Annotated in this window: 18 protein-coding genes and 1 riboswitch; of the genes, 15 read left to right on the top strand and 3 right to left on the bottom strand. The window is 73.8% G+C overall.

Annotated features, from left to right (window positions below):
- Window positions 1-4: 4 nt before the first annotated feature.
- The 3 genes from AC6F7H_RS23075 to AC6F7H_RS23065 all read right to left on the bottom strand — a co-directional run bounded on the left by AC6F7H_RS23075 (window position 5) and on the right by AC6F7H_RS23065 (window position 3479).
- A complete protein-coding gene (locus AC6F7H_RS23075; protein ID WP_500758816.1) occupies window positions 5-1429 on the bottom strand; it encodes a hypothetical protein in 1425 nt (474 codons plus the stop codon).
- A gap of 192 nt (window positions 1430-1621) precedes the next feature.
- On the bottom strand, window positions 1622-2749 hold the full coding sequence (locus AC6F7H_RS23070; protein ID WP_500758815.1) for an alpha/beta hydrolase: 1128 nt from the start codon (window positions 2747-2749) through the stop codon (window positions 1622-1624).
- Window positions 2750-2810: 61 nt separating this feature from the next.
- Window positions 2811-3479: a class II aldolase/adducin family protein gene (locus tag AC6F7H_RS23065; RefSeq protein ID WP_500758814.1), complete on the bottom strand. Its 669-nt coding sequence runs from the start codon at window positions 3477-3479 to the stop codon at window positions 2811-2813.
- A gap of 241 nt (window positions 3480-3720) precedes the next feature.
- Here AC6F7H_RS23065 and AC6F7H_RS23060 point away from each other — a divergent pair, with 241 nt between their 5' ends.
- The 15 genes from AC6F7H_RS23060 to cobC all read left to right on the top strand — a co-directional run bounded on the left by AC6F7H_RS23060 (window position 3721) and on the right by cobC (window position 23091).
- On the top strand, window positions 3721-4983 hold the full coding sequence (locus AC6F7H_RS23060; RefSeq protein WP_500758813.1) for an inorganic phosphate transporter: 1263 nt from the start codon (window positions 3721-3723) through the stop codon (window positions 4981-4983).
- 31 nt (window positions 4984-5014) lie between these two features.
- Entirely contained in the window at window positions 5015-5236 is a 222-nt protein-coding gene (locus AC6F7H_RS23055) for a hypothetical protein (protein WP_363035146.1), read from the top strand.
- Window positions 5237-5387: 151 nt separating this feature from the next.
- Window positions 5388-5526, top strand: a riboswitch (cobalamin riboswitch).
- Between the two features lie 125 nt (window positions 5527-5651).
- Window positions 5652-6608 (top strand): cobalamin biosynthesis protein, encoded by a 957-nt coding sequence (locus tag AC6F7H_RS23050; protein WP_500758812.1) that lies wholly within the window; start codon window positions 5652-5654, stop codon window positions 6606-6608.
- Entirely contained in the window at window positions 6605-8140 is a 1536-nt protein-coding gene (locus AC6F7H_RS23045) for a cobyric acid synthase (protein WP_500758811.1), read from the top strand. Before AC6F7H_RS23050 ends, AC6F7H_RS23045 begins: the two co-directional genes overlap by 4 nt.
- Window positions 8137-11805: a cobaltochelatase subunit CobN gene (gene cobN / locus AC6F7H_RS23040; protein ID WP_500758810.1), complete on the top strand. Its 3669-nt coding sequence runs from the start codon at window positions 8137-8139 to the stop codon at window positions 11803-11805. The genes AC6F7H_RS23045 and cobN overlap by 4 nt, the downstream gene beginning before the upstream one ends.
- Window positions 11806-11974: 169 nt before the next feature.
- Window positions 11975-13984: a putative cobaltochelatase gene (locus tag AC6F7H_RS23035; RefSeq protein WP_500758809.1), complete on the top strand. Its 2010-nt coding sequence runs from the start codon at window positions 11975-11977 to the stop codon at window positions 13982-13984.
- Window positions 13984-14583 carry a cob(I)yrinic acid a,c-diamide adenosyltransferase gene (gene cobO, locus AC6F7H_RS23030; RefSeq protein WP_363035156.1) on the top strand — a complete coding sequence of 200 codons (600 nt, stop codon included), beginning with the start codon at window positions 13984-13986 and terminating at the stop codon, window positions 14581-14583. The genes AC6F7H_RS23035 and cobO overlap by 1 nt, the downstream gene beginning before the upstream one ends.
- Window positions 14577-15953: a cobyrinic acid a,c-diamide synthase CobB gene (locus AC6F7H_RS23025; protein WP_500758808.1), complete on the top strand. Its 1377-nt coding sequence runs from the start codon at window positions 14577-14579 to the stop codon at window positions 15951-15953. The genes cobO and AC6F7H_RS23025 overlap by 7 nt, the downstream gene beginning before the upstream one ends.
- Window positions 15950-16699 (top strand): precorrin-2 C(20)-methyltransferase, encoded by a 750-nt coding sequence (gene cobI, locus AC6F7H_RS23020; protein ID WP_500758807.1) that lies wholly within the window; start codon window positions 15950-15952, stop codon window positions 16697-16699. The genes AC6F7H_RS23025 and cobI overlap by 4 nt, the downstream gene beginning before the upstream one ends.
- An 89-nt stretch (window positions 16700-16788) precedes the next feature.
- The gene (cobM, locus tag AC6F7H_RS23015; protein ID WP_500758806.1) at window positions 16789-17607 is read left to right on the top strand and encodes a precorrin-4 C(11)-methyltransferase; all 819 of its coding nucleotides are present in this window, start codon (window positions 16789-16791) and stop codon (window positions 17605-17607) included.
- Complete coding sequence (gene cbiE / locus AC6F7H_RS23010; protein ID WP_500758805.1) at window positions 17604-18851, top strand: precorrin-6y C5,15-methyltransferase (decarboxylating) subunit CbiE; 1248 nt, start codon at window positions 17604-17606, stop codon at window positions 18849-18851. The genes cobM and cbiE overlap by 4 nt, the downstream gene beginning before the upstream one ends.
- Entirely contained in the window at window positions 18848-20539 is a 1692-nt protein-coding gene (gene cobJ, locus AC6F7H_RS23005) for a precorrin-3B C(17)-methyltransferase (protein WP_500758804.1), read from the top strand. The genes cbiE and cobJ overlap by 4 nt, the downstream gene beginning before the upstream one ends.
- On the top strand, window positions 20536-21123 hold the full coding sequence (locus AC6F7H_RS23000) for a precorrin-8X methylmutase (RefSeq protein WP_500758802.1): 588 nt from the start codon (window positions 20536-20538) through the stop codon (window positions 21121-21123). The genes cobJ and AC6F7H_RS23000 overlap by 4 nt, the downstream gene beginning before the upstream one ends.
- The gene (locus AC6F7H_RS22995; RefSeq protein ID WP_500758801.1) at window positions 21120-22034 is read left to right on the top strand and encodes a sirohydrochlorin chelatase; all 915 of its coding nucleotides are present in this window, start codon (window positions 21120-21122) and stop codon (window positions 22032-22034) included. Before AC6F7H_RS23000 ends, AC6F7H_RS22995 begins: the two co-directional genes overlap by 4 nt.
- Window positions 22024-23091, top strand: a complete 1068-nt coding sequence (gene cobC, locus AC6F7H_RS22990) for an Rv2231c family histidinol phosphate aminotransferase CobC (protein WP_500758800.1) — start codon at window positions 22024-22026, stop codon at window positions 23089-23091. The genes AC6F7H_RS22995 and cobC overlap by 11 nt, the downstream gene beginning before the upstream one ends.
- Window positions 23092-23201: the final 110 nt, after the last annotated feature.

Genomic DNA, 23201 nt, shown 5'->3' with positions numbered 1-23201 from the left:
GGTGTCAGCCTCCGGTGTGCACCTGGAAGGCAGCCCGCCGGACGGCCTTGGCCAGGGCCGGGTCGGGGTGCGCGGCGGCGAGCGCGACCAGTACCTGCACGGTGCGCGGGTGTCCGACCGCGCGCACCTCGTTCAGCAGCGCGGGCACGGTCGGCTGGACCGCGGACTCCAGGTGTCGTACCAGCAGCGGGGCCTCACCGTGGTCGGCGACCGCGGCGGCGGTGTCCACCCACAGCCAGGTGGCCTCGTCCCGGGTGAGGACCTGGTGGGCGTCCTCGGGGTCGGCGCCGTCGTACTCGGCGAGCCACAGCAGGGCGTAGGGCCGCAGCGTCGGCTCGTCGTGCACGGCGCGGACCTCGGGTTCGGCGGGAGCGCCGACCACGCGCAGCGCCTCGAAGGCGAGGCCGCGCAGCAGGGCGTCCTCGCCCCGGGCGGCGTCGAGCAGTTCGGTGACGGCGCCGGCGACCGGCCGGGCGGCGAGCCAGGCGCGGTACTCGGCGCGGGCCGCGTTGGGGCGCAGCTGGGCGCAGCCGCGGAGCATGTCCTCGGCGCTCTGCTCGATGTTCCCGGCGGGGCTCTGCGCGGCGACGCAGATCTGCTCCAGCTTGACCCAGACCGCCCAGCTGCCGAGCGGGGTGAGCGTGGCCTGTCCCTCGCCGTAGGTGAGGGCGCCCACCGCGGCGAGGGCGCGCAGGGCCCATTCGAGGAGCGGGGCGAGCGGGGCGTCGGCGGCGCCCGGCTCGACGGGCGCGGGCGCGGGGCCGGGGCGGACCGTGCCGGCGGGGTGGGGCGCGTAGTCGACCTCGCAGCGCTCCGTGCGCAGTTCGGTGACCCGTTGCTGCAGGAGGTCGAGGAGCTGGGGCACGGGGACGGACCCGGCCGAGAGCTGGAGGAAGGAGAGCACCTGCGGCATGGCCGAGACGACCTCGCCGACGGTGGCGGGTTCGTGGCCCTCGGGTTCCGGGTGGGCCAGCGACCAGGCGTCGAAGAGGGCGACCCAGCCCCGCAGCACGGCACTGTCGTCGCGGTCCCAGGCGCGCAGCCGCCAGCCGGGACGGGCCGTGCCGCCGTGCACCTCGACCAGACCGGCGAGCCGGGCCGTGTCCCAGTCGGCCCGGATCTGAGCCGGGGTCAGGCCCAGATCCTCGGCCGCCCATTCGGCGGTCGCGGCGGAGAGGATCGCCTTGCCGGCGGCGGTGGCGCTGCCCCGGCCGGGGCCGAGGGCGGCGTCGGCCCAGCGGGCGACGCGGGCCGCGCCGGCCAGACCGGAGCGTGCCATCCTGGCCAGCTCCGCGGGGGCCGGTGTGCCTTCCGGAGGGCGCGGCGCAGGGCGGCGCGAGCGCTGCTGGTTCATTGCCCTGGGGGCGGCGGCCAGGGGTCGCGGGCGGACAAGTCGGAGCCTGGAGTCGCGCGGGATACGGGACGTCACGGGTGCAGTCTTGCGGTTGACGGTCCGAAAACCCAAACGGAATGTCACGGGCGGCGACGGAGAGGGCCAACGCACCGGGTCGCGCGGGCGGTCGAGGGGCGGGAACAAGCCGGTGCCACGACCCCGAGCGGAATCCCCGACGAGGCCCCGCGCCGCCGACCGCCCGGCGGGGCGCCCGGCGGGGTACGGCGGTCACACGAGAGGGGTGAGGAAGCGGCGCAGGGCCTCTTCGTAGGTGTCCTGGTCGGCGTTCCACATGGCGCCGTGCGGAGCGTCATCGACCGTGAGCAGGGTGACCATGTTGGGCTGGGCGGCGGCCAGGCGGCGGGAGAGCCCCCAGGGGGCCACCACGTCGCCGGGGCCGTGGATGATCAGGGTGGGGACGTCTACGCGTTCCGCCCCCGCGGTGCCGGGGTGGCGGTCACCGTGGCGGCCGGTGCGCCCCTGGGCGGCGCGGACCGCCAGTGGCAGCAGCGCGCCCGGGGTGTGGCGGGCGGCGGCGAGGGCGCGCAGGGTCGATTCCCAGCTGAGCACCGGGGAGTCGAGGACGAGCCCGGCGATGCGGTCGCGCAGGGTGGAACGGGCTGCGGCACGCAGCGCCATGGTCGCGCCGGTGGACCAGCCGAGCAGGACGACCTGCCGGGCGCCGGCGTCCAGCGCGTGGCGGATCGCCGCGTCGAGGTCGCGCCACTCGGTCTCGCCGAAGTGGTTGAGGCCGTCGGGCGAGCGCGGCGCGCCCGGATCGCCCCGGTACGAGGGGGCGAGTACCGGGAAGTAGCGGCGGTGCAGGAACTCCATGACGTTCATGGGGTGTTCCCGGGTGGTGCCGAGGCCGTGCACCGCGAGTACCCAGGTGTCCCGGACGCCCGGCAGGAACCAGGCGGGAAGGGGGCCGAGTTCGCCGGGGACGTCGACGTCGGTGTGGTCCAGGCCCAGTGCGGTGCCCGGGTCTCCCACGTACAGGTTCGGGGTGAGCCACGCCCGGTCGCCGGGCTTCAGGTTGCCCCGCACGACGCGTTCGAGACGGCGTACGACGGTGTCGGCGGAGTCCGACAGGCCTTCCAGCACGGGGCCGACGACCGCGTGGGAATCGTCACCGGTGAGGCCGTAGCGGCCGGGGCGCAGCGTGGCGAGATCCCGGGTGAGGCTGACCTGGCCGGCGGCGGTGGCGTGCACGGTGAGCCGGGGCTCGGTGGGCAGCGGTCTGCCCGGCGGCGCCTTGAGGGCCGCGTCGCTGGCGAGCCGGCCGGCCGCCACCGCGGCGGCTCCGGCACCTATCACGGCGGTGACGGCAGCGGCCGTCGCTCTGACAGTGCGCACGGAACCCAGTGTCCCGGCGGAGCGGTCACCCGGCCAGTGGACGTCCCGCCCGAAGTGAGACTCAGTCGCGCTGCCCGTAGCCCCGCAGGCGGTCCGCGACCTCCGCCAGCTGGTCGGGCGACAGGAGGGCCGGGGAGCGGCCCGGGACGGACGAGGCGGTCAGCCAGAGCCTGCACATCCACTCCAGCTGGGCGGTGCGGTCATAGGCCTGGTCGAGGGTGGTGCCGTGGGTGAGGGTGCCGTGGTTCTGAAGGAGGCAGCCGGTGCGGCCGTCGAGGGCGCGCAGCATGTGCTCGGCCAACTCGTCGGTGCCGTACGTCGCGTACGGGGCGACCCGGACGGGCCCGCCGAGCGCGGCGGCCATGTAGTGGACGAGCGGGAGTTCGTCGACGAGCGTGGAGACCGCCGTCGCGTGCACGGCGTGCGTGTGCACCACGGCGCGGGCTCCGGTCGTGCGGTACACCGCGAGATGCATGGGCAGCTCGCTGGTCGGGACCAGGGTGCCGAGGACCTGCCGGCCGGTGAGGTCGACACCGGTCACGTCGTGCGGGGTCAGCCGGTCGTAGGGCACTCCCGACGGTGTGACCAGCACGGTCGAGCCGACCCGCACCGAGACGTTTCCGGAGGTGCCGACGACGAGCCCGTCGGAGACGGTCCGGCGGGCGGCCTCGACGAGGCCGGTCCAGGCGCGCGTCTCCTCGTCACTCACGTCCCGTCGCTGCTCGGTCATGCCGTGATCCTGCCGGGTGACGAAGGTCTCTTCAACGGCTCCGCGGTCGGCCGCGAACGCCCGTCGACGGAGCACGGCCCTTCAGCCGCACCGCCACGGGCGGGCCGTGGTGGACGTACGACCGTCCGACGGAGCGGCCACACCCATCACGGTCATCCCGACGCCCATCCCAGTTCATCTTCCGTTCACTCAGGTTACCTACGTTCAACGCGCCAATGACTTCGAACGATTGCCTGGGTAAATGGAAAGCTTCTCGCTGATCCTCGCGATTGTGGTGGTAACCGCACTCGCGTTCGATTTCACGAACGGTTTCCACGACACCGCGAACGCGATGGCGACAACCATTTCGACCGGTGCCCTCAAGCCCAAGGTCGCGGTGGCCATGTCCGCCGCACTGAACCTGGTGGGCGCCTTCCTCTCCGTGGAGGTCGCCAACACGATCTCCAAAGGCCTCGTCGACGAGGCCGGCATCCGTCCCGAGGTCATCTTCGCCGCACTGGTCGGCGCGATCCTCTGGAACCTCCTGACCTGGCTGGTCGGTCTGCCGTCCAGCTCCTCGCACGCCCTGATGGGCGGTCTGATCGGCGCCACCGTCGCCTCGGCGGGCTTCGGCGCGGTGCACGGTGACGCCCTGGTCACCAAGGTGCTGATCCCCGCGATCGCCGCGCCGCTGGTCGCCGGCCTCGCCGCGATGTTCGCGACGCGGCTGACCTACCGTCTGGGCAAGAAGGCCGACGGCAAGGCGTCCGAGAAGGGCTACCGGGCGGGTCAGATCGCCTCCGCCGGCCTCGTCTCGCTGGCCCACGGCACCAACGACGCGCAGAAGACGATGGGCATCATCACCCTGGCCCTGGTCGCCGGCGGCACCCTCGCCCCGGACTCCGACCCGCCCCTGTGGGTCATCGTGTCCGCGGGCGTCGCCATCGCGCTCGGCACCTACCTCGGCGGCTGGCGCATCATCCGCACGATGGGCAAGGGCCTGACGGACCTCCAGCCGCAGCAGGGCTTCGCCGCCCAGACCAGCGCCGCGACGGTCATCCTGGCCTCCTCCCACCTCGGTTTCTCCCTCTCCACCACGCACTCGGTCTCCGGTGCCGTGATGGGTGCGGGCCTGGGCCGCACGGGCGGTGTCGTCCGCTGGTCGACGGCCACCCGGATGTTCGTCGCCTGGGGCCTGACGCTGCCGGCGGCGGCCCTGGTCGGGGCCATCGCCGAGCTGGTCTGCCGGGCCGGCAGCTGGGGCACCGCCGTCGTCGCCGTCTTCCTGGTCGCCTCCAGCGCGGCGATCTGGAAGATCTCCCGGCGGGAGGTCGTCGACCACACCAACGTCAACGACCACGATGCCGCCGACGGTTCGGCCGCCACCGCCGAGGAGCCGGCCGGCGTGGTGACCGCCGCCATGGCCGCGGTGACCCCGCCCCCGGCCGGCAGCCCGGCCGAAGACCTCTCGGCCACCATCCCGGCCCCGGCCGCCACCGACCCGGCCGCCAAGACCACCGTCTGACCGCGCCCCGGTACGAAGGAAGAAGAGCACCATGAAGATCGACTGGGCGGCCCTCGGTTCCGTCTTCGGCGTCAGCCTCGTGGTCACCGTGGCCCTGGTGGCCCTGTTCACCCTCGGCATCGTCGGCCTGTCCCGCCACGAGCGGGCCGCGGCCCAGGGCCGGTCCGCGGCCCTGGCGGTCACCGGCGCCTACGCCTGCTTCGCGGCCTGCACGGCGGCAGTGGCGTACGGGATCTATCTGATCATGGCCTGATCCTGACCTGATCACGGCCTGATCAGAGCCGTCTCCGTCCGACGGGCGGTGCGGGGCTTCGCGCCCCGCACCGCCCGTTCGCGTTCCCCCACCGGAACCCCTCTGTGGGCCTCAGCACACTTCAGCCTCGCAGGTCAAAGGCAGGTTGACGGTTCTTCCGGACCGTGGTGGACTGCCCGATGCCAATGCGGCGGCAGGAGAGGAAGCCGGTGGAAGTCCGGCGCGGTCCCGCCACTGTCACCGGGGTGAACACCCCGGGAGCCAGGAACTCTCACCGCCGGTCTCGTCGAACCAGGGCGCGGACACCCTGAGTGAGGACATATCGCCATGCCCGGCTGCCCGTCGAGGTCGACCAGCGACGCCCCACCCCGGCTCGGGGCGGACGTTTCCACCGGATCCCCCACCGGCTGAACCCATGGGTGCCGATCGCGAGTTCGCGTACGGCGCCGCCGCCGGCCTCCTCGGCGACCTGCTCCTCGGCGATCCCCGCCAGGGACATCCGGTCGCCGCTTTCGGGCGGGCCGCGGCTGCCGTGGAACGGATGCTGTGGCGGGACGACCGCGGCCGGGGCGCGTTGCACACCGCCGTCTGCGTCGGCGGGGCCGTCGCCCTGGGGAGCCTTGCCACCCGGTGCGTACGGTCCTCCCCCGCCGCCTCGGTCGCCCTGACCGGCGCCGCCACCTGGGCCGTCGTCGGCGGGACGTCGCTGGCGGCCGAGGCCCGCACCATCGGGCAGGCCCTTCAGGCCGGGGACCTCGATGCGGCGCGGGCGCGGCTGCCGCACCTGTGCGGGCGGGACCCGCAGGCGCTGGACGCCGACGGGATCGCCCGCGCGGTGGTGGAGTCCGTCGCCGAGAACACCTCCGACGCCGTGGTGGGCGCCCTGGTGTGGGGCGCCGTCGCCGGGGTGCCGGGACTGCTCGGGTTCCGGGCCGTCAACACCCTGGACGCCATGGTCGGCCACAAGTCCCCCCGGTACCGGCGCTACGGCTGGGCCTCCGCCCGCCTCGACGACGTCACCGGGTGGCCCGGGGCGCGGCTGACCGCCGTACTCGCCGCGGTCGCCGGGCCGGACCCGCGGGGCGCCGTCCGGGCGTGGCGTGCGGATGCCGCGAAGCACCCCAGCCCCAACGCCGGCCCCGTGGAGGCGTCCTTCGCGGGCGCGCTCGGCGTGCGGCTCGGCGGAACGCTGTCCTACGCCGGGCGGGTCGAACACCGGCCCGTCCTGGGCGGCGCCGGCCGTCCCGTGGCCGTGGCGGACATCGAAAGGGCGGTACGGCTCTCGCGGCGCGTCGGCTGGCTGGCGCTCGGCGTCGGTGCCGCCGCGCGGATCGTCGCCGCGCGGATCGTCGGGAAGGGGCGCAGGTCATGAGTGGTGGGGGGCTGCTGGTCGCCGGTACCACCTCGGACGCCGGCAAGAGCGTCGTGACCGCCGGGATCTGCCGGTGGCTGGTACGGCAGGGCGTCAAGGTCGCGCCGTTCAAGGCGCAGAACATGTCGCTGAACTCGTTCGTGACGCGCGAGGGCGCCGAGATCGGGCGGGCGCAGGCCATGCAGGCCCAGGCCTGCCGGGTCGAGCCGACCGCACTGATGAACCCCGTGCTGCTCAAGCCGGGCGGCGAGCGGAGCAGCCAGGTGGTGCTGCTGGGCAAGCCGGTCGGCGAGCTGAGCGCGCGCGGCTACCACGGCGGACGGCAACAGCAGTTGCTGGGCACGGTGCTGGACTGCCTCGCACAGTTGCGGGGCACGTATGACGCGGTGGTCTGTGAGGGGGCCGGGAGCCCGGCCGAGATCAACCTGCGGCGCACCGACATCGTGAACATGGGGATCGCCAGGAACGCCGGGCTCCCCGTCCTCGTCGTCGGCGACATCGACCGCGGCGGGGTCTTCGCCTCCTTCTTCGGCACCGTCGCCCTGCTCTCCCCCGAGGACCAGGCGCTGGTCGCCGGGTTCCTGGTGAACAAGTTCCGGGGCGACGTGACGCTGCTGGAGCCGGGCCTCGACATGCTGCACGGCCTGACCGGGCGGCACACGTACGGCGTACTGCCCTTCCGGCACGGGCTCGGCATCGACGAGGAGGACGGGCTGGCCGTGTCCCTGCGCGGCGCCGTGCGGGAGTCGGCCGTCGCCCCGCCGGTCGGTGAGGACGTGCTGCGGGTCGCCGTGTGCGCGGTGCCGCTGATGTCCAACTTCACGGACGTGGACGCGCTGGCCGCCGAACCGGGCGTCGTCGTGCGGTTCGTGGACCGGCCCGAGGAACTGGCAGACGCCGACCTCGTCGTCCTGCCGGGGACCCGCGGAACCGTGCGGGCCCTTCAGTGGCTGCGCGAGCGGGGGCTGGCGGACGCCCTGAAACGGCGGGCTGCCGAGGGTCGGCCCGTACTGGGGATCTGCGGGGGCTACCAGATCCTCGGCGAGCACATCGAGGACGAGGTCGAAAGCCGCGCCGGGCACGTCGACGGGCTCGGACTGCTGCCCGTGCGGGTGCGGTTCGCGCGGGAGAAGACGCTGACCCGTCCCGTCGGACAAGCCCTCGGGGAGCCCGTCGAGGGGTACGAGATCCATCACGGGGTCGCCGACGTACAGGGAGGCACGGCGTTCATCTCTGACGACAGTGGACACAGCCTGGACGGCTGCCGGGTCGGCCAGACCTGGGGCACGCACTGGCACGGCTCGCTGGAGTCGGACGGTTTCCGCCGGGCCTTCCTGCGCGAGGTGGCCGCCGCCGCGGGTCGCCGTTTCGTGCCGGCCCCCGACACCTCGTTCGCCGCGCTGCGCGAGGAGCAGCTCGACCGGCTCGGCGACCTGATCGAACAGCACGCGGACACGGACGCGCTCTGGCGGCTCATCGAGTCGGGCGCGCCGCAAGGACTGCCTTTCATTCCACCGGGAGCGCCCGCATGAGCACAGTGTTGTTGTTGTCGACCGCCGACACGGATCTGCTGGCGGCCCGCGCCGCCACCGGCGTCTCCTACCGGATCGGCAACCCGACCCGCGTGGACGTGGCGGCCGAACTGCCCGCGCTGCTCGACGGCGCGGACCTCGCCGTCGTACGGCTGCTGGGCGGCAAGCGCGCCTGGGAGGACGGGCTCGCGGCGCTGAGGGCGTCCGGCGTCCCGACGGTGCTGCTCGGCGGCGAGGCGGTGCCGGACGCGGAGCTGATGGCCGAGTCGTCGGTGCCCGCGGGTGTCGTGGCGGAGGCACTGAAGTACCTGGTGGAGGGTGGCCCGGACAACCTGGCCGAGCTGGCCCGGTTCCTGTCCGACACCGTGCTGCTCACCGGCGAGGGCTTCGAGGAACCGCGCAGGATGCCGGAGTACGGGGTGCACGGCTCCCGTACCGTGTCGCCGGACCGTCCGACCGTCGGCGTGCTCTTCTACCGCGCCCACGAACTGAGCGGCAACACCGCCTTCGTGGACACGCTCTGCGAGGCGATCGAGGCACACGGCGCCAACGCCCTGCCGGTGTACTGCGGTTCGCTGCGCGGCGCCGACCCCGGGCTGTACGAGATCCTCGGCCGGGCGGACACCCTGGTCGCCACCGTGCTCGCGGCCGGCGGCACGCACGCCTCGCAGGCGTCGGCCGGCGGCGACGAGGAGGCCTGGGACATCGGGGCCCTCGCCGACCTGGACGTCCCGGTGCTGCAGGGGCTGTGCCTGACCTCGTCACGCGCCGCCTGGGAGGAGTCGGACGCCGCCCTCTCCCCCATGGACGCGGCGATGCAGGTCGCCATCCCGGAGTTCGACGGACGGCTGATCACGGTCCCGTTCTCCTTCAAGGAGCAGGGTCCCGACGACGTCCCGGTCTACGTCGCCGACCCCGGGCGGGCCGCGCGCGTCGCCGGGATCGCCGTACGGCACGCCCGGCTGAAGCACCTGGGCAACGCGGAGAAGAAGCTCGCGCTGGTCTTCACCGCCTACCCGACCAAGCACTCCCGCGTCGGCAACGCGGTGGGGCTCGACACCCCCGCCTCGGCGGTGCGGGTGCTGGACGCGCTGCGGGACGCGGGGTACGGGGTGCACGGGTACCCGGACAACGGCGACGAGTTGATCCACCGGCTCATCGAGGCGGGCGGCCACGACGTGGAGTGGCTGACGGAGGACCAGTTGGCCGCCGCGCCCGCACGGGTGCCGCTCGCGGACTACCGGGCCTGGTTCGAGAAGCTGGACCCGGCGCTGCGGGACGCGATGACCGAGGCGTGGGGCGAGCCGCCGGGCTCGCTGTACGTCGACGGCGACGACATCGTGCTGGCCTCCCTCCAGTTCGGGAACGTCGTGGTCATGATCCAGCCGCCGCGCGGCTTCGGCGAGAACCCCATCGCCATCTACCACGACCCCGACATGCCGCCGTCGCACCACTACATGGCCGCCTACCGGTGGCTGGAGGCTGCGACATCGGAGGGGGGTTTCGGCGCCGACGCGATCGTGCACATGGGCAAGCACGGCACCATGGAGTGGCTGCCCGGCAAGGGCCTCGGGCTGAGCGCGGGCTGCGCGCCGGACGCCGTCCTCGGCGACCTCCCGCTGATCTACCCGTTCATCGTCAACGACCCCGGTGAGGGCACCCAGGCCAAGCGGCGCGGGCACGCGACGGTGGTCGACCACCTCGTCCCGCCGATGGCCCGCGCCGACACCTACGGCGACCTGGCGAAGCTGGAGCAGCTCCTCGACGAGTACGCCCTGGTCTCCGACCTGGACCCGGACAAGGCCCCGGCGGTACGGGCGCAGATCTGGACGCTGGTGAAGGCGGCCGAACTCCACCACGACCTGCACGTGGACGACCAGCCGGACGACGACGACTTCGACTCGTTCGTCATGCACATCGACGGCTATCTGTGCGAGATCAAGGACGTGCAGATCCGCGACGGCCTGCACGTTCTCGGCGGCGGTCCGGTCGGTGAGCCGCGCGTCAACCTGGTGCTCGCGGTGCTGCGCGCCTCACAGGTGTGGGGCGGACAGGCGAACGCGCTGCCGGGCCTGCGGGCCTCGCTGGCCGAGCACTTCGGGCTGGTGGAGAAGGAACTGCTGGCCGAGCCCGGTGCCCCGCTGAAGGTGCCGGCCGAGCTGACGGACCTGGTGGACGGTCCGGCGCGGTCGGCCTCCGACGCGATCGACCTGCTGGAGCAGCTGTGCCGGCGGATCGCGGAGGGCATGGAGGAGCGCGGCTGGGCGGTCGAGCAGAGCGCGCCGCTGGTGCGCGAGGTGCTGGGCGTCGAACTCCCGGACGCGGTGGCCGTGGTGGAGTTCGCCTGCGCCGAGGTCGTCCCCCGGCTCGCCCGGACCACGGACGAGATCGGACACATCCTGCGGGCATTGAACGGCGGTTACGTCCCGGCGGGCCCGTCGGGTTCACCGACGCGCGGGCTGGTCAACGTGCTCCCGACCGGCCGGAACTTCTACTCCGTCGACCCCAAGGCGATCCCGTCCCGGCTGAGTTGGGAGGTCGGGCAGTCGCTGGCGGACTCCCTGGTGCAGCGGTACCTGCAGGACACGGGTGAGTATCCGAAGTCCGTCGGCCTGACGGTGTGGGGTACCTCCGCGATGCGCACCCAGGGCGACGACATCGCCGAGATCCTGGCACTGCTGGGCTGCCGTCCGGTGTGGGACGACGCCTCACGCCGGGTGACCGGCTTCGAGGTGGTCGGGCTGGAGGAGCTGGGCCGGCCGCGCATCGACGTGACGGTGCGCATCTCGGGCTTCTTCCGGGACGCGTTCCCGCACGTCGTCGGGCTGATCGACGACGCGGTACGGGCGGTGGCGGAACTGGACGAGCCCGCCGAGCAGAACTACGTCCGTGCCCACGCCGACGAGGACACCGCCGAGCACGGCGACCGGCGCCGGGCCACGGCCCGCATCTTCGGCTCCAAGCCGGGCGCGTACGGCGCCGGTCTGCTGCCGCTGATCGACGCGCGCAACTGGAGAAGCGACGCGGACCTGGCCGAGGTGTACGCGGTGTGGGGCGGCTACGCCTACGGGCGCGGGCTCGACGGGCGGGCGGCGCGCGGCGACATGGAGACGGCGTTCCGGCGGATCGCGGTGGCGGCGAAAAATGTCGACACGCGTGAGCACGACCTCGTCGACGCGGACGATTATTTCCAGTACCACGGCGGCATGGTCGCCATGGTGCGGCACCTGACGGGGGCCAGCCCGGAGGCGTACGTCGGGGACTCGGCGACACCGGACCAGGTGAAGACGAGGACCTTGGGCGAGGAGACGCACAGGGTGTTCCGGGCGCGAGTGGTCAACCCCCGCTGGATGGCCGCGATGCGCAGGCACGGCTACAAGGGCGCTTTCGAGATGGCGGCGACCGTCGACTACCTGTTCGGGTACGACGCCACGGCCGGGGTCGTGGACGACTGGATGTACGAGAAGCTCAGCGCGGAGTACGTCTTCAATGCCGAGAACCAGGATTTCATGCGGAAGTCGAACCCCTGGGCCCTGAGAGGCATCACCGAACGCTTGCTGGAGGCGGCGGACCGAGGCCTCTGGGCGGAGCCGGACCAGGAGACCCTGGACCGGCTCCGGGCGACCTACCTCGAGCTCGAGGGCGATCTGGAGGGAGACGGGTGATCTCCCTGGATATCCCCGCGAGTGCGGGGAGCACAGGAGCTGCGGTCGCAGCTCTCCTTCGTCCGGCGGACCATCCCCGCGTCGGCGGGGAACAGGCGTCCACCATCGCTGACCGCCATGTGAGTCGCGCGCGTTTCTCGACTGAGCCATCCGAAGGAGTGATCACCGCGTGAACCGGCCCTATCCGTTCACTGCAGTCGTCGGACAGGACGACTTGCGTCTGGCGCTGCTCCTCAACGCCGTGAGCCCAACCGTCGGTGGCGTCCTTGTGCGTGGCGAGAAGGGGACCGCGAAGAGCACCGCCGTGCGTGCCCTGGCGGCCCTGCTGCCGGAGGTGGACGTCGTCTCCGGGTGCCGGTTCTCCTGCGACCCGGCTGCCCCCGACCCGACCTGCCCCGACGGCCCGCACGAACCGGGCGCTGCCGCGTCGCGTCCCGCCCGCATGGTCGAGCTGCCCGTCGGTGCCTCCGAGGACCGGCTCATCGGAGCGCTGGACATCGAGCGTGCCCTCTCTGAGGGTGTCAAAGCATTTGAACCCGGTCTCCTGGCCTCCGCGAACCGGGGCATTCTCTACGTCGATGAAGTCAACCTGCTTCATGACCACCTCATTGACGTCCTGTTGGACGCCGCAGCCATGGGCGCCTCCTACGTCGAGCGCGAGGGTGTCTCCGTGCGGCACGCGGCGCGCTTCCTGCTCGTCGGGACCATGAATCCTGAGGAAGGCGAATTGCGTCCCCAACTGTTGGACCGCTTCGGCCTCACCGTTGAGGTCGCTGCCTCCCGCGATCCCGAGCAGCGCGTCGAAGTCGTCAAGCGGCGTCTGTCCTATGAGGACAACCCCGAACAGTTCGCCGCGCGCTGGGCCGACGAGGAGGCCGCCGTGCGGGCGCGGATCGTGGCGGCACGGGAGCTGTTGCCGTCGGTGCGCCTCGGTGACGGGGCGCTGCGGCAGATCGCGGCGACCTGTGCCGCCTTCGAGGTGGACGGCATGCGGGCCGACATCGTGATGGCGCGTACCGCGACCGCGCTGGCGGCCTGGGCCGGGCGCACCGACGTGCTTGCCGAGGACGTGCGGCAGGCCGCGCTGCTGGCGCTGCCGCACCGCAGGCGTCGTTCGCCGTTCGACGCGCCCGGACTCGACGAGGACAAGCTCGACGAGACGCTGGAGGAGTTCGGCGGCCCTGGTGAGGACGGGGGCGAGGACGATCCCGACCCGGGACCCGGCGGTGGCCCGGGCGGGCAGCCGGCGCCCGATGAGGGCCCTCAGGTCGATGGTGACACCGCGGCCCGGCCCGAGGCCGGTGAGGGCGGGGAGCCTCAGGCGGGGCCCGGTGCCGGGGAGCAGTCCGCCGTACGGGCCGGGGAGCCGTTCCGGACGAAGGTGCTGAACGTGCCGGGCATCGGCCAGGGCGCCGCCGGGCGGCGTTCCCGTGCCCGGACCGAGCAGGGGCGGACCACCGGGGCACGGCGGCCGCAAGGGACGCTGACCAAATTGCACCTCTCGGCGACCGTGCAGGCGGCGGCCCCGCATCAGCGGGCCCGGGGGCGCAGTGGCCCGGGGCTGGTGGTCAGGCGGGACGATCTCAGGCAAGCGGCGCGAGAGGGCCGCGAGTCCAATCTGGTGCTGTTCGTGGTCGACGCCTCCGGGTCGATGGCGGCGCGGCAGCGGATGAGCGCCGTGAAGGGTGCCGTGCTGTCGCTGCTGCTGGATGCCTACCAGCGGCGGGACAAGGTGGGGCTGGTCACCTTCCGGGGATCGGCAGCCGACGTCGCCCTGCCGCCCACGTCGTCGGTGGACGCGGCGGCGGCCCGGCTGGAGTCGCTGCCGACGGGTGGGCGTACGCCGCTGGCGGCCGGGCTGCTCAAGGCGCACGACGTGCTGCGGGTGGAGCGGTTGCGGGACCCGGCGCGGCGGCCGCTGGTGGTCGTGGTGACGGACGGCCGGGCCACCGGCGGACCGGAACCGGTCGCCCTCGCCGGGCGGGCGGCGCGGCTGTTCGCCGCCGACGGGACCGCGTCCGTGGTCGTGGACTGCGAGTCGGGGCCGGTGCGGCTGGGGCTCGCCGGGCAGCTCGCGGGTGAGCTGGGCGGTACGGCGGTGACGCTGGACGAACTGCGGGCGGACTCGATCGCCGGGCTGGTCAGGGATGTACAGGGGACTTCGAGGAGGGCCGCGTAATGCCGAAGGGGCAGCCGAGTGTCGTACCGGACGACGGGCTGACGACGCGTCAGCGGCGCAACCGGCCGCTGGTCGTGGTGCACACGGGCATCGGCAAGGGCAAGTCGACCGCCGCGTTCGGGCTGGCGCTGCGGGCCTGGAACCAGGGGTGGCCGATCGGGGTGTTCCAGTTCGTCAAGTCGGCGAAGTGGAAGGTCGGCGAGGAGAACGCGCTGCGGGTGCTCGGTGCCTCCGGCGAGGGCGGCAGCGTCGACTGGCACAAGATGGGCGAGGGCTGGTCCTGGGTCCAGCGGGACGCGCAGATGGACAACGAGGAGAAGGCCCGCGAGGGCTGGGAACAGGTCAAGCGCGACCTGGCCGCCGAGACGTACAAGCTGTACGTGCTCGACGAGTTCGCGTACCCGATGCACTGGGGGTGGATCGACACCGACGAGGTCGTGTCGGTGCTGCGGGACCGGCCGGGGACGCAGCATGTCGTGATCACCGGGCGGAACGCGCCCGACAAGCTCGTGGAGTTCGCCGACCTGGTGACCGACATGTCCAAGGTCAAGCACCCCATGGACGCCGGGCAGAAGGGGCAGAGGGGCATCGAGTGGTGACCTCCGTACCCCGGTTGGTGATTGCCGCGCCCGCTTCGGGCAGCGGCAAGACCACCGTCGCCACGGGATTGATGGCCGCGCTCACCGCGCGGGGGCTCTCGGTGTCCCCGCACAAGGTCGGGCCGGACTACATCGACCCCGGGTACCACGCGCTGGCCACGGGACGGGTGGGGCGCAACCTCGACGCGTACCTGTGCGGTCCGGAGCTGGTCGGTCCCCTGTTCGCGCACGGTGCGCGCGGGTGCGAGATCGCGGTGGTCGAGGGCGTGATGGGGCTGTACGACGGGGCCGCAGGGGAAGGGGAGTTGGCGTCCACGGCCCATGTGGCGAAGCTGCTGCGGGCGCCGGTGGTCCTGGTCGTCGACGCCTCGTCGCAGTCGCGGTCGGTGGCGGCGCTGGTGCACGGCTTCGTGACGTGGGATCCGGAGGTGCGGGTCGGGGGCGTGATCCTGAACAAGGTCGCGTCGGACCGGCACGAGACGTTGCTGCGGGAGGCGCTGGACGCCGTCGGCGTGCCCGTGCTGGGTGTGCTGCGGCGGACCGCGCAGGTCGAGACGCCGTCGCGGCATCTGGGGCTGGTGCCGGTCGCCGAGCGGGGGGCCGCGGCGGTCGGGGCGGTTGCGGCCATGGCCGCGCAGGTGGAGGCGGGGTGCGATCTGGAGGGGCTGGTCGCGCTGGCGCGGGGTGCGGGTGCGTTGTCGTGTGCCGCGTGGGATGCGGCCGAGGTCCTGGGTTCCTCGCCCCGGGGGGCTGCGCCTGCGGACCCGCTGATCCGGGTCGCCGTCGCCGGTGGGGCCGCGTTCACGTTTTCCTACGCCGAGCACTCCGAGTTGCTCGCCGCCGCCGGAGCCGAGGTCGTCGTCTTCGATCCGCTGCGGGACGAGGAACTGCCCGCCGGAACCGGCGGGTTGGTGATCGGCGGCGGGTTTCCCGAGGTGTACGCCTCCGAGCTGTCGGCCAACGAGGCGTTGCGCAAGGCCGTTGCCGAACTGGCGCTGAGCGGTGCGCCGGTCGCCGCCGAGTGTGCGGGACTGCTGTATCTGTGCCGGGAGTTGGACGGGCTGCCCATGTGCGGGGTGCTGGACGCCTCCGCGCGGATGGGCGAGCGGCTGACCCTGGGCTACCGGGACGCCGTGGCCGTGACCGACAGTGCGCTGGCCGCCGCCGGGACGCGGATGCGGGGGCACGAGTTCCACCGGACGGTCGTGGAGCCGGGGGCGGGGGCCGCTCCCGCGTGGGGGATGCGTGCGCCCGAGCGGCGCGTCGAGGGTTTTGTACAGCGAGGTGTGCACGCGAGCTTTCTGCACACGCACTGGGCGTCCGAGCCCGGTGTCGCCCGTCGGTTCGTGGAGAGGTGCCGGACGTCATGAGCAGCAGGCTGATCGGAGTCGGGGTGGGCCCCGGGGACCCCGAGCTGGTGACCGTCAAGGGTGTCAACGCCCTGCGCGCCGCGGACGTCGTCGTCGTACCGGTGATGGCCTCACCCGATGGGAAGGACGGCGGGGAGCCGGGGCGGGCCGAGGCGACCGTGCTGCACTACGTGTCCGAGGAGAAGGTCGTCCGGGTGGTGTTCGCGTTGAACGAGCGCACCGACCGGGCGCGGCGCGAGGCGGCCTGGGACGCTGCCGGTGAGCGGGTGGCCGGGTTGCTGCGGGAGCGGGGCCATGTCGCGTTCGCGACCATCGGCGACCCCAACGTGTACTCGACGTTCACGTATCTCGCCCAGACCGTCGCGGAGTCGGTGCCGGGGACGGTGGTCGAGACCGTGCCGGGGATCACCGCGATGCAGGATCTGGCGGCGCGTTCCGGGGCCGTGCTCACCGAGGGGACCGAACCGCTCACCCTGGTGCCGGTGACCGCCGGGGCCGCCGTGCTCAAGGAAGCGCTGGCCGGGCCCGGCACGGTCGTCGCCTACAAGTTCGGGCGCCGGGCGGGCGAGGTGGCCGAGGCGCTGCGGGAGAGCGGGCGGCTCGGTGACGCCGTGTGGGGGTCGGCGCTCGGGCTGCCGGAGGAGTTCGTCCGGCCGGCCGCCGAGTTGGACGGGTCGCCCCTGCCCTATCTGTCGACGCTCATCGCGCCGCCCCGGCGTGACGGCGGGCGGGGCGGCAAGCTGTGAGCGGGCAGCCGGGCGAGGGCGTCCGGCCGCCCGGCCCCTCCGTAGACATCACACGAACCGCAGGAACCGCAGGAGAGGATCGTTTCCCCATGGCCGATGCCCCCACCGGCAAGGTGACCTTCGTCGGTGCCGGCCCCGGCGCCGCCGATCTGCTGACGTTGCGCGCCGCGCGCGCGATCGCCGAGGCCGACATCGTGATCTGGGCCGCCAGCCTGGTCCAGGCAGAGGTCCTCGAGCACGCTCGGGAGGGCGCCGAGATCCTCGACTCGGCGACGATGTCGCTGGAGGACGTCGTGGCCGTGTACGAGCGGGCCCGCGCTCGGGGGCTGAGGGTGGCCAGGATCCATTCCGGGGACCCGGCGCTCTGGGGCGGCACGCAGGAGCAGCTCGACCGGTGCGTGGAGCTCGGCATCGCGACCGAGATCGTGCCGGGTGTGTCGTCCTTCTCCGCCGTCGCTGCGCTGGCACAGCGGGAGTTGACCATTCCCGAGGTGGCGCAGTCCGTGGTGCTGACCCGGCTCGGCGGCGGCAAGACGCCGATGCCGCCCGGGGAGGAGGTCCGCGAGTTCGCGCGGCACGGCACCACCATGGCGATCTTCCTGTCGGCCGCGCGCAGCGGGCAGCTGGTGCGGGAGCTGCTGGAGGGCGGCTATCCGACGAGCACGCCGGTGGTGGTCGCGTACCAGGCGACCTGGCCGGAGGAGCTGGTCGTGAAGTGCACGATCGGCACGCTGGAGGAGACGGTCAAGGAGCACAAGCTCTGGAAGCACACGCTGTTCCTGGTCGGCCCCGCCCTCGACGCGCGCGGCACCCGTTCGCACCTGTATCACCCCGGTCACTTCCACGGCTACCGCAAGGCCGACCCTCAGGCCCGCAGGGCGCTGCGCACCCGGGGTGCGAGCACGTGATCACGGTCGTCGGTACGGGGACCGGGGCGCCGGTCGAGGAGGCCGTGCTCGCCGGGGCGGAGCTCGTCGTGGGCGGGCGGCGGCACCTGGACTCCGTTCGGCTGCCCGAGGGAGCCGAACGGGTCGTCCTCGGGGCGCTGGCTCCCGCGCTGGACACCGTCGGGAAGTACGTCGCCGAGGAGCGTCCGGTCGTCGTGCTGGCCTCCGGTGACCCGGGGTTCTTCGGGATCGTACGGGCGCTGGCCGAGCGGTTCGGGTCCGAGCGGCTGGACGTGCGGCCGGGCGTCTCCTCCGTCGCCACCGCCTTCGCGCGGGTCGGGTTGCCCTGGGACGACGCCGTGGTGGTCAGTGCGCACGGCCGGGATCCGCGGACGGCCGTCAACCTGTGCCGGGCCCACCCCAAGGTCGCCGTGCTGACGGGGCCGGGGGCCGGTCCGGCGGAGCTGGGGGCGGCGCTGGCCCGGCACTCCCCCGGCCGGGTCCTGGTCGTGGCCTCCGCGCTGGGCGATCCCGGGCGGGAGCGGGTGGAGCGGGTCACGCCCGCCGCCGCGGCGGCACGGGACTGGGGTCCGGCGGTCAGTGTCGTGCTGTGTCTGGACGAGGCGCGGGGTCTCGGTCCCGTACGGACCGTCGCGGGCGCCTGTGCGCCGCCCGCCGGCTGGGCGCTGGACGAGGCCGGGTTCGCCCACCGGGATTCGATGATCACCAAGTTCGAGGTGCGGGCGCTGGCCCTGGCCCGGCTCGGGCCGCGCCCCGGCGAACTGGTGTGGGACGTCGGCGCGGGTTCGGGGTCCGTGGCCGTGGAGTGCGCCCGGCTGGGCGCCGCCGTCACCGCGGTGGAGAAGACCGCGGACGGGGTGGGGCGGATCCGCGCCAACGCCCTCGCGCACGGGGTGGACGTACGCGTGGTGCACGGGGCGGCGCCGACCGTGCTGTCCGATCTCGACGACCCCGACGCCGTGTTCGTCGGCGGGGGCGGGCGGGAGCTGCCCGCCGTCGTCACCGCGTGCGCGCGGCGGGCGCGGCGCACGGTCGTCGTCGCCCTGGCCGCCCTGGACCGGGTGCCGGCCGTGCGCGAGGCGCTGGCCGGTGCCGACTTCACCTGCGACGGGGTGCTGTTGCAGTCGTCGCGGCTGGCGCCGCTGCCCGGGGACGTGACCCGGCTGGCGGCGACCAATCCCGTTTTCCTGCTGTGGGGTTCCAGACCCCCGGCACGTACCGACATCGAAGGAGCCGCCCTGTGATCGGCCTCATCTCCGCCACCGCGGCGGGAGCCGCCGCGCGGGACCGACTGGCCGCCGCGTGGCCGGACCGTACGCGGGTGTACGAGGGTCCCGTCGGGGACGCCGTGCGGGCCGCGTTCGCGCAGTGCGAACAGCTCGTGTGCTTCCTGGCCACGGGTGCCGTGGTGCGGCTGGTGGCACCGTTGCTGGACGACAAGGCGAGCGACCCGGGCGTGGTCTGCGTCGACGAGGGCGGCCGGTTCGCGGTCTCCCTGGTGGGCGGGCACGGCGGCGGGGCGAACGATCTCGCACGGGAGGTCGCCGAGGTGCTGGGCGCCGAACCGGTGGTGACCACGGCGACCGATGCTGCGGGGCTGCCCGGTCTGGACACGCTGGGCCTCCCGGTGGAGGGTGACGTGGCCGCCGTGTCGCGCGCCCTGCTGGACGGTGAGCCGGTGGCGCTGCGCACCGATGTGGCCTGGCCGTTGCCCCCGCTGCCGGTCGCGGACGAGGGTGCGTACACGATCCGTCTCACGGACCGGCTGGTCGAGGCGGGGCAGCGGGAGGCCGTCCTCCGGCCGCCCACCCTCGTGGTCGGGGTGGGTGCCTCGAAGGGCGCCTCCGTCGACGAGGTCCTCGCGCTGGTCGAGGGCACCCTGCGGGAGGCCGGGCTGTCGGCCGCGTCGCTCGCCGAACTGGCCACCGTGGACGCGAAGTCCGACGAGCCCGGCATCGTGGAGGCGGCCCGGCGCCTGGACGTGCCGCTGGTGGCGTACACCGCCGGGGAGCTGGCGCGCGTCGAGGTGCCGAACCCCTCCGACGCGCCGCTCGCCGCCGTGGGCACCCCGTCGGTCGCGGAGGCCGCGGCGCTGGTGCGCGGGGGCGAACTCCTCGTGCCCAAACGGAAGTCGCAGCGTGCGGACGGGCAGCCGGCGATGGCGACCTGTGCCGTCGTGCGGCGGCCGGGGCGCGGAAGGCTCGCGGTGGTCGGACTCGGGCCGGGTGCCCGGGACCTGCTCACCCCGCGGGCGAAGGCGGAACTGCGGCGCGCCTCCGTGCTGGTGGGGCTCGACCAGTACGTCGACCAGATCCGCGATCTGCTGCGGCCCGGCACCCGGATCCTGGAGTCCGGGCTCGGTGCGGAGGAGGAGCGGGCGCGCACGGCCGTCGAGGAGGCCCGCCGGGGACAGGCGGTCGCGCTGATCGGAAGTGGGGACGCGGGCGTGTACGCCATGGCCTCCCCGGCACTCGCCGAGGCGTCCGACGACATCGACGTGGTCGGGGTGCCCGGGGTGACGGCGGCACTGGCGGCCGGGGCGATCCTGGGCGCGCCGCTGGGCCACGACCACGTGTCGATCAGTCTGTCCGACCTGCACACGCCGTGGGAGGTCATCGAGCGGCGGGTGCGGGCGGCGGCCGAGGCGGACATCGTGGTGACGTTCTACAACCCGCGCAGCCGGGGCCGTGACTGGCAACTGCCGAAGGCGCTGGCGATCCTCGCCGAGCACCGGGAGCCGACGACGCCGGTGGGTGTCGTACGGAACGCGTCCCGCGCCGACGAGTCCAGTCGCCTGAGCACGCTCGCCGCGCTCGACCCGGCGACGGTCGACATGATGACCGTCGTGACCGTGGGCAATACGGCCACCCGTGAGATCGCGGGGCGCATGGTCACCCCGCGCGGCTACCGCTGGCAGGAGGAGTCCCGGTGAAGCGTGTGGTCCATCCCATCGAGCAGGAGTCCTTCCGCCGGTTGCGCGCCCGTCTGGACACCGGGCACTTCCCGCCGCTGACCCGGGCGGTCGTGGAGCGGGTCATCCACTCCTCGGCCGATCTGGCGTACGCGGACGACCTCGTCATGGACGAGGGCGAGCTGGCGAAGGCGCACACGGTGCTGCACGCCGGGGCGCCCGTCGTGGTGGACGTGGAGATGGTCGCGGCCGGGATCACCCGGCGCGGGACCGTCTGCCGTCTCAAGGATGCCGAGGCCGGGCCCGAGCTCACGCGTTCGGCGCACGCGATGCGCCTGGCGTACGAGGAGGTCGGCCCCGGGGCGCTGTGGGTGATCGGCTGCGCGCCGACCGCCCTGGAGGAGTTGCTGACCCTGGACGCCTCCCCCGCGCTCGTCATCGGGCTGCCCGTCGGTTTCGTCGGAGCGGCCGAGTCCAAGGCCGCGTTGCGCGAGAGCGGGTTGCCCGCGGTGAGCAACGTGTCCGAGAAGGGCGGTTCGGCGGTCGCCGCGGCCGCGCTCAACGCCCTGCTCTACCACCCCATTTCGCTTGAGGAGACCCTGTGACCACCCCGCCCGCCCTGCTCATCGCCGGACACGGCACCCGGGACGAAGCCGGAGCGCAGGCGTTCCGCGACTTCGTAGGGGAGTTGGGGCGCCGTCACCCCGAACTGCCCGTCGCGGGCGGCTTCATCGAGCTGTCCCCGCCGCCGCTGGGCGAGGCCGTCGCCGAGCTGGTCGGCCAGGGGGTGCGGCGGTTCGCCGCCGTGCCGCTGATGCTGGTGTCCGCCGGGCACGCCAAGGGCGACATCCCGGCGGCGCTGGCCCGTGAGAAGGAGCGCCACCCCGGGATCTCGTACACCTACGGCCGTCCGCTGGGCCCGCACCCCGCCCTGCTGAGCGTGCTGGAGCGGCGGCTTCAGCAGGCGGCGGATCCGTCCTGGGACCCCGCCGAGGTGACGGTGCTGCTGGTGGGGCGCGGTTCGACGGACCCGGACGCCAACGCCGAGGTGTTCAAGGCGGCGCGGCTGCTGTGGGAGGGGCGCGGCTACGGGGCCGTGGAGACGGCGTTCGTGTCGCTGGCGGCGCCGGACGTGCCGAGCGGGCTCGACCGGTGTGCGCGGCTCGGCGCCCGGCGGATCGTCGTCCTGCCGTACTTCCTGTTCACCGGCATCCTGCCGGACCGGGTGCGGCACCAGACCGAGCAGTGGGCGGCGGCGCACCCGGAGACGGAGGTGCGGTCGGCGGACGTCATCGGGCCGGAGCCGGAGCTGCTGGACCTGGTGATGGAGCGGTACACGGAGGCGGTGCGGGGCGATCTGCGGATGAACTGCGACAGCTGCGTGTACCGGATCGCGCTGCCGGGCTTCGAGGACAAGGTCGGGGCGCCGCAGCAGCCGCACTTCCACCCGGACGACGACGGCCACCACCATCACGGCCACCACGGGCACGGTCACGCGCATTCCCATGCGCACTGAACCGGAGGCCGGCGCGCACGACCTGCGGCACCACGGGGACGCCGAGGTCCGTGACGACGGCGCCGCTCTGGTCGACCTCGCCGTGAACGTCCGCGCGGACACGCCCCCGGCGTGGCTGCGGGAGCGCATCGCCGCGTCGCTCACCGGCCTCGCCGCCTACCCGGACGGGCGGGCGGCGCGGGCGGCGGTGGCGGCGCGGCACGGGCTGCCGGTGGAGCGGGTGCTGCTGACGGCGGGGGCGGCGGAGGCGTTCGTGCTGCTGGCGCGGGCGTTGACGGTGCGCCGGCCGGTGGTGGTGCATCCGCAGTTCACGGAGCCGGAGGCGGCGCTGCGGGACGCGGGGCACACCGTCGAGCGGGTGCTGCTCCGCGCGGAGGACGGTTTCCGGCTGGACCCCGCGGCGGTCCCCGAGGACGCGGACCTGGTGGTGATCGGCAACCCGACGAACCCGACGTCGGTGCTGCACCCGGCCGCGGCGATCGCCCGACTGGCCCGTCCCGGGCGGACGTTGGTCGTGGACGAGGCGTTCCTGGACGCGGTGCCGGACGAGCGGGAGGCGCTGGCCGGCCGGACGGACGTACCGGGCCTGGTGGTCCTGCGCAGCCTCACCAAGACGTGGGGGCTGGCGGGGCTGCGCATCGGTTACGTCCTGGCCGCGCCGGAGACCGTCACGGTGCTGGAGCGGGCACAGCCCCTGTGGCCGGTGTCCACCCCCGCGCTGGCGGCGGCCGAGGCGTGCGTGGGGGTCAGGGCGCTGGCGGAGGCGGCCGGGGCGGCCCACCGCATCGCAGCGGACCGTGACCATCTGCTCGCGGGGCTGGAGAAGTTCGCCGCGCGCGGTCTGAGTGTCGTGCGTCCCGCCGAGGCCCCGTTCGTCCTGCTCCGGCTGGAGCACGCGACCGCCGTACGCCGCCGGCTCCGCGACCTCGGCTTCGCGGTGCGCCGCGGAGACACCTTCCCGGGGCTGGACGAGCGGTGGCTGCGCCTCGCGGTACGCGACCGGCAGACGACCGACGCGTTCCTGGGGGCCCTGGAACGGGTACTGGACGCAGACTGACCTGCCCTGCCCTGCGCGCCCGCGGGGAGGGGCCGGCCGTCGGTGTGCCGACGGGTACGACGGGGACCGGCGGTGGGAGCGCCGGTCCCCGTCGATGTGGTCGATACGGT

This window comes from Streptomyces sp. MMS24-W38 (assembly GCF_059889265.1).
The sequence above is the reverse complement of the archived record's forward strand: the minus strand, read 5'-3'. Positions and strand labels throughout refer to the sequence as shown.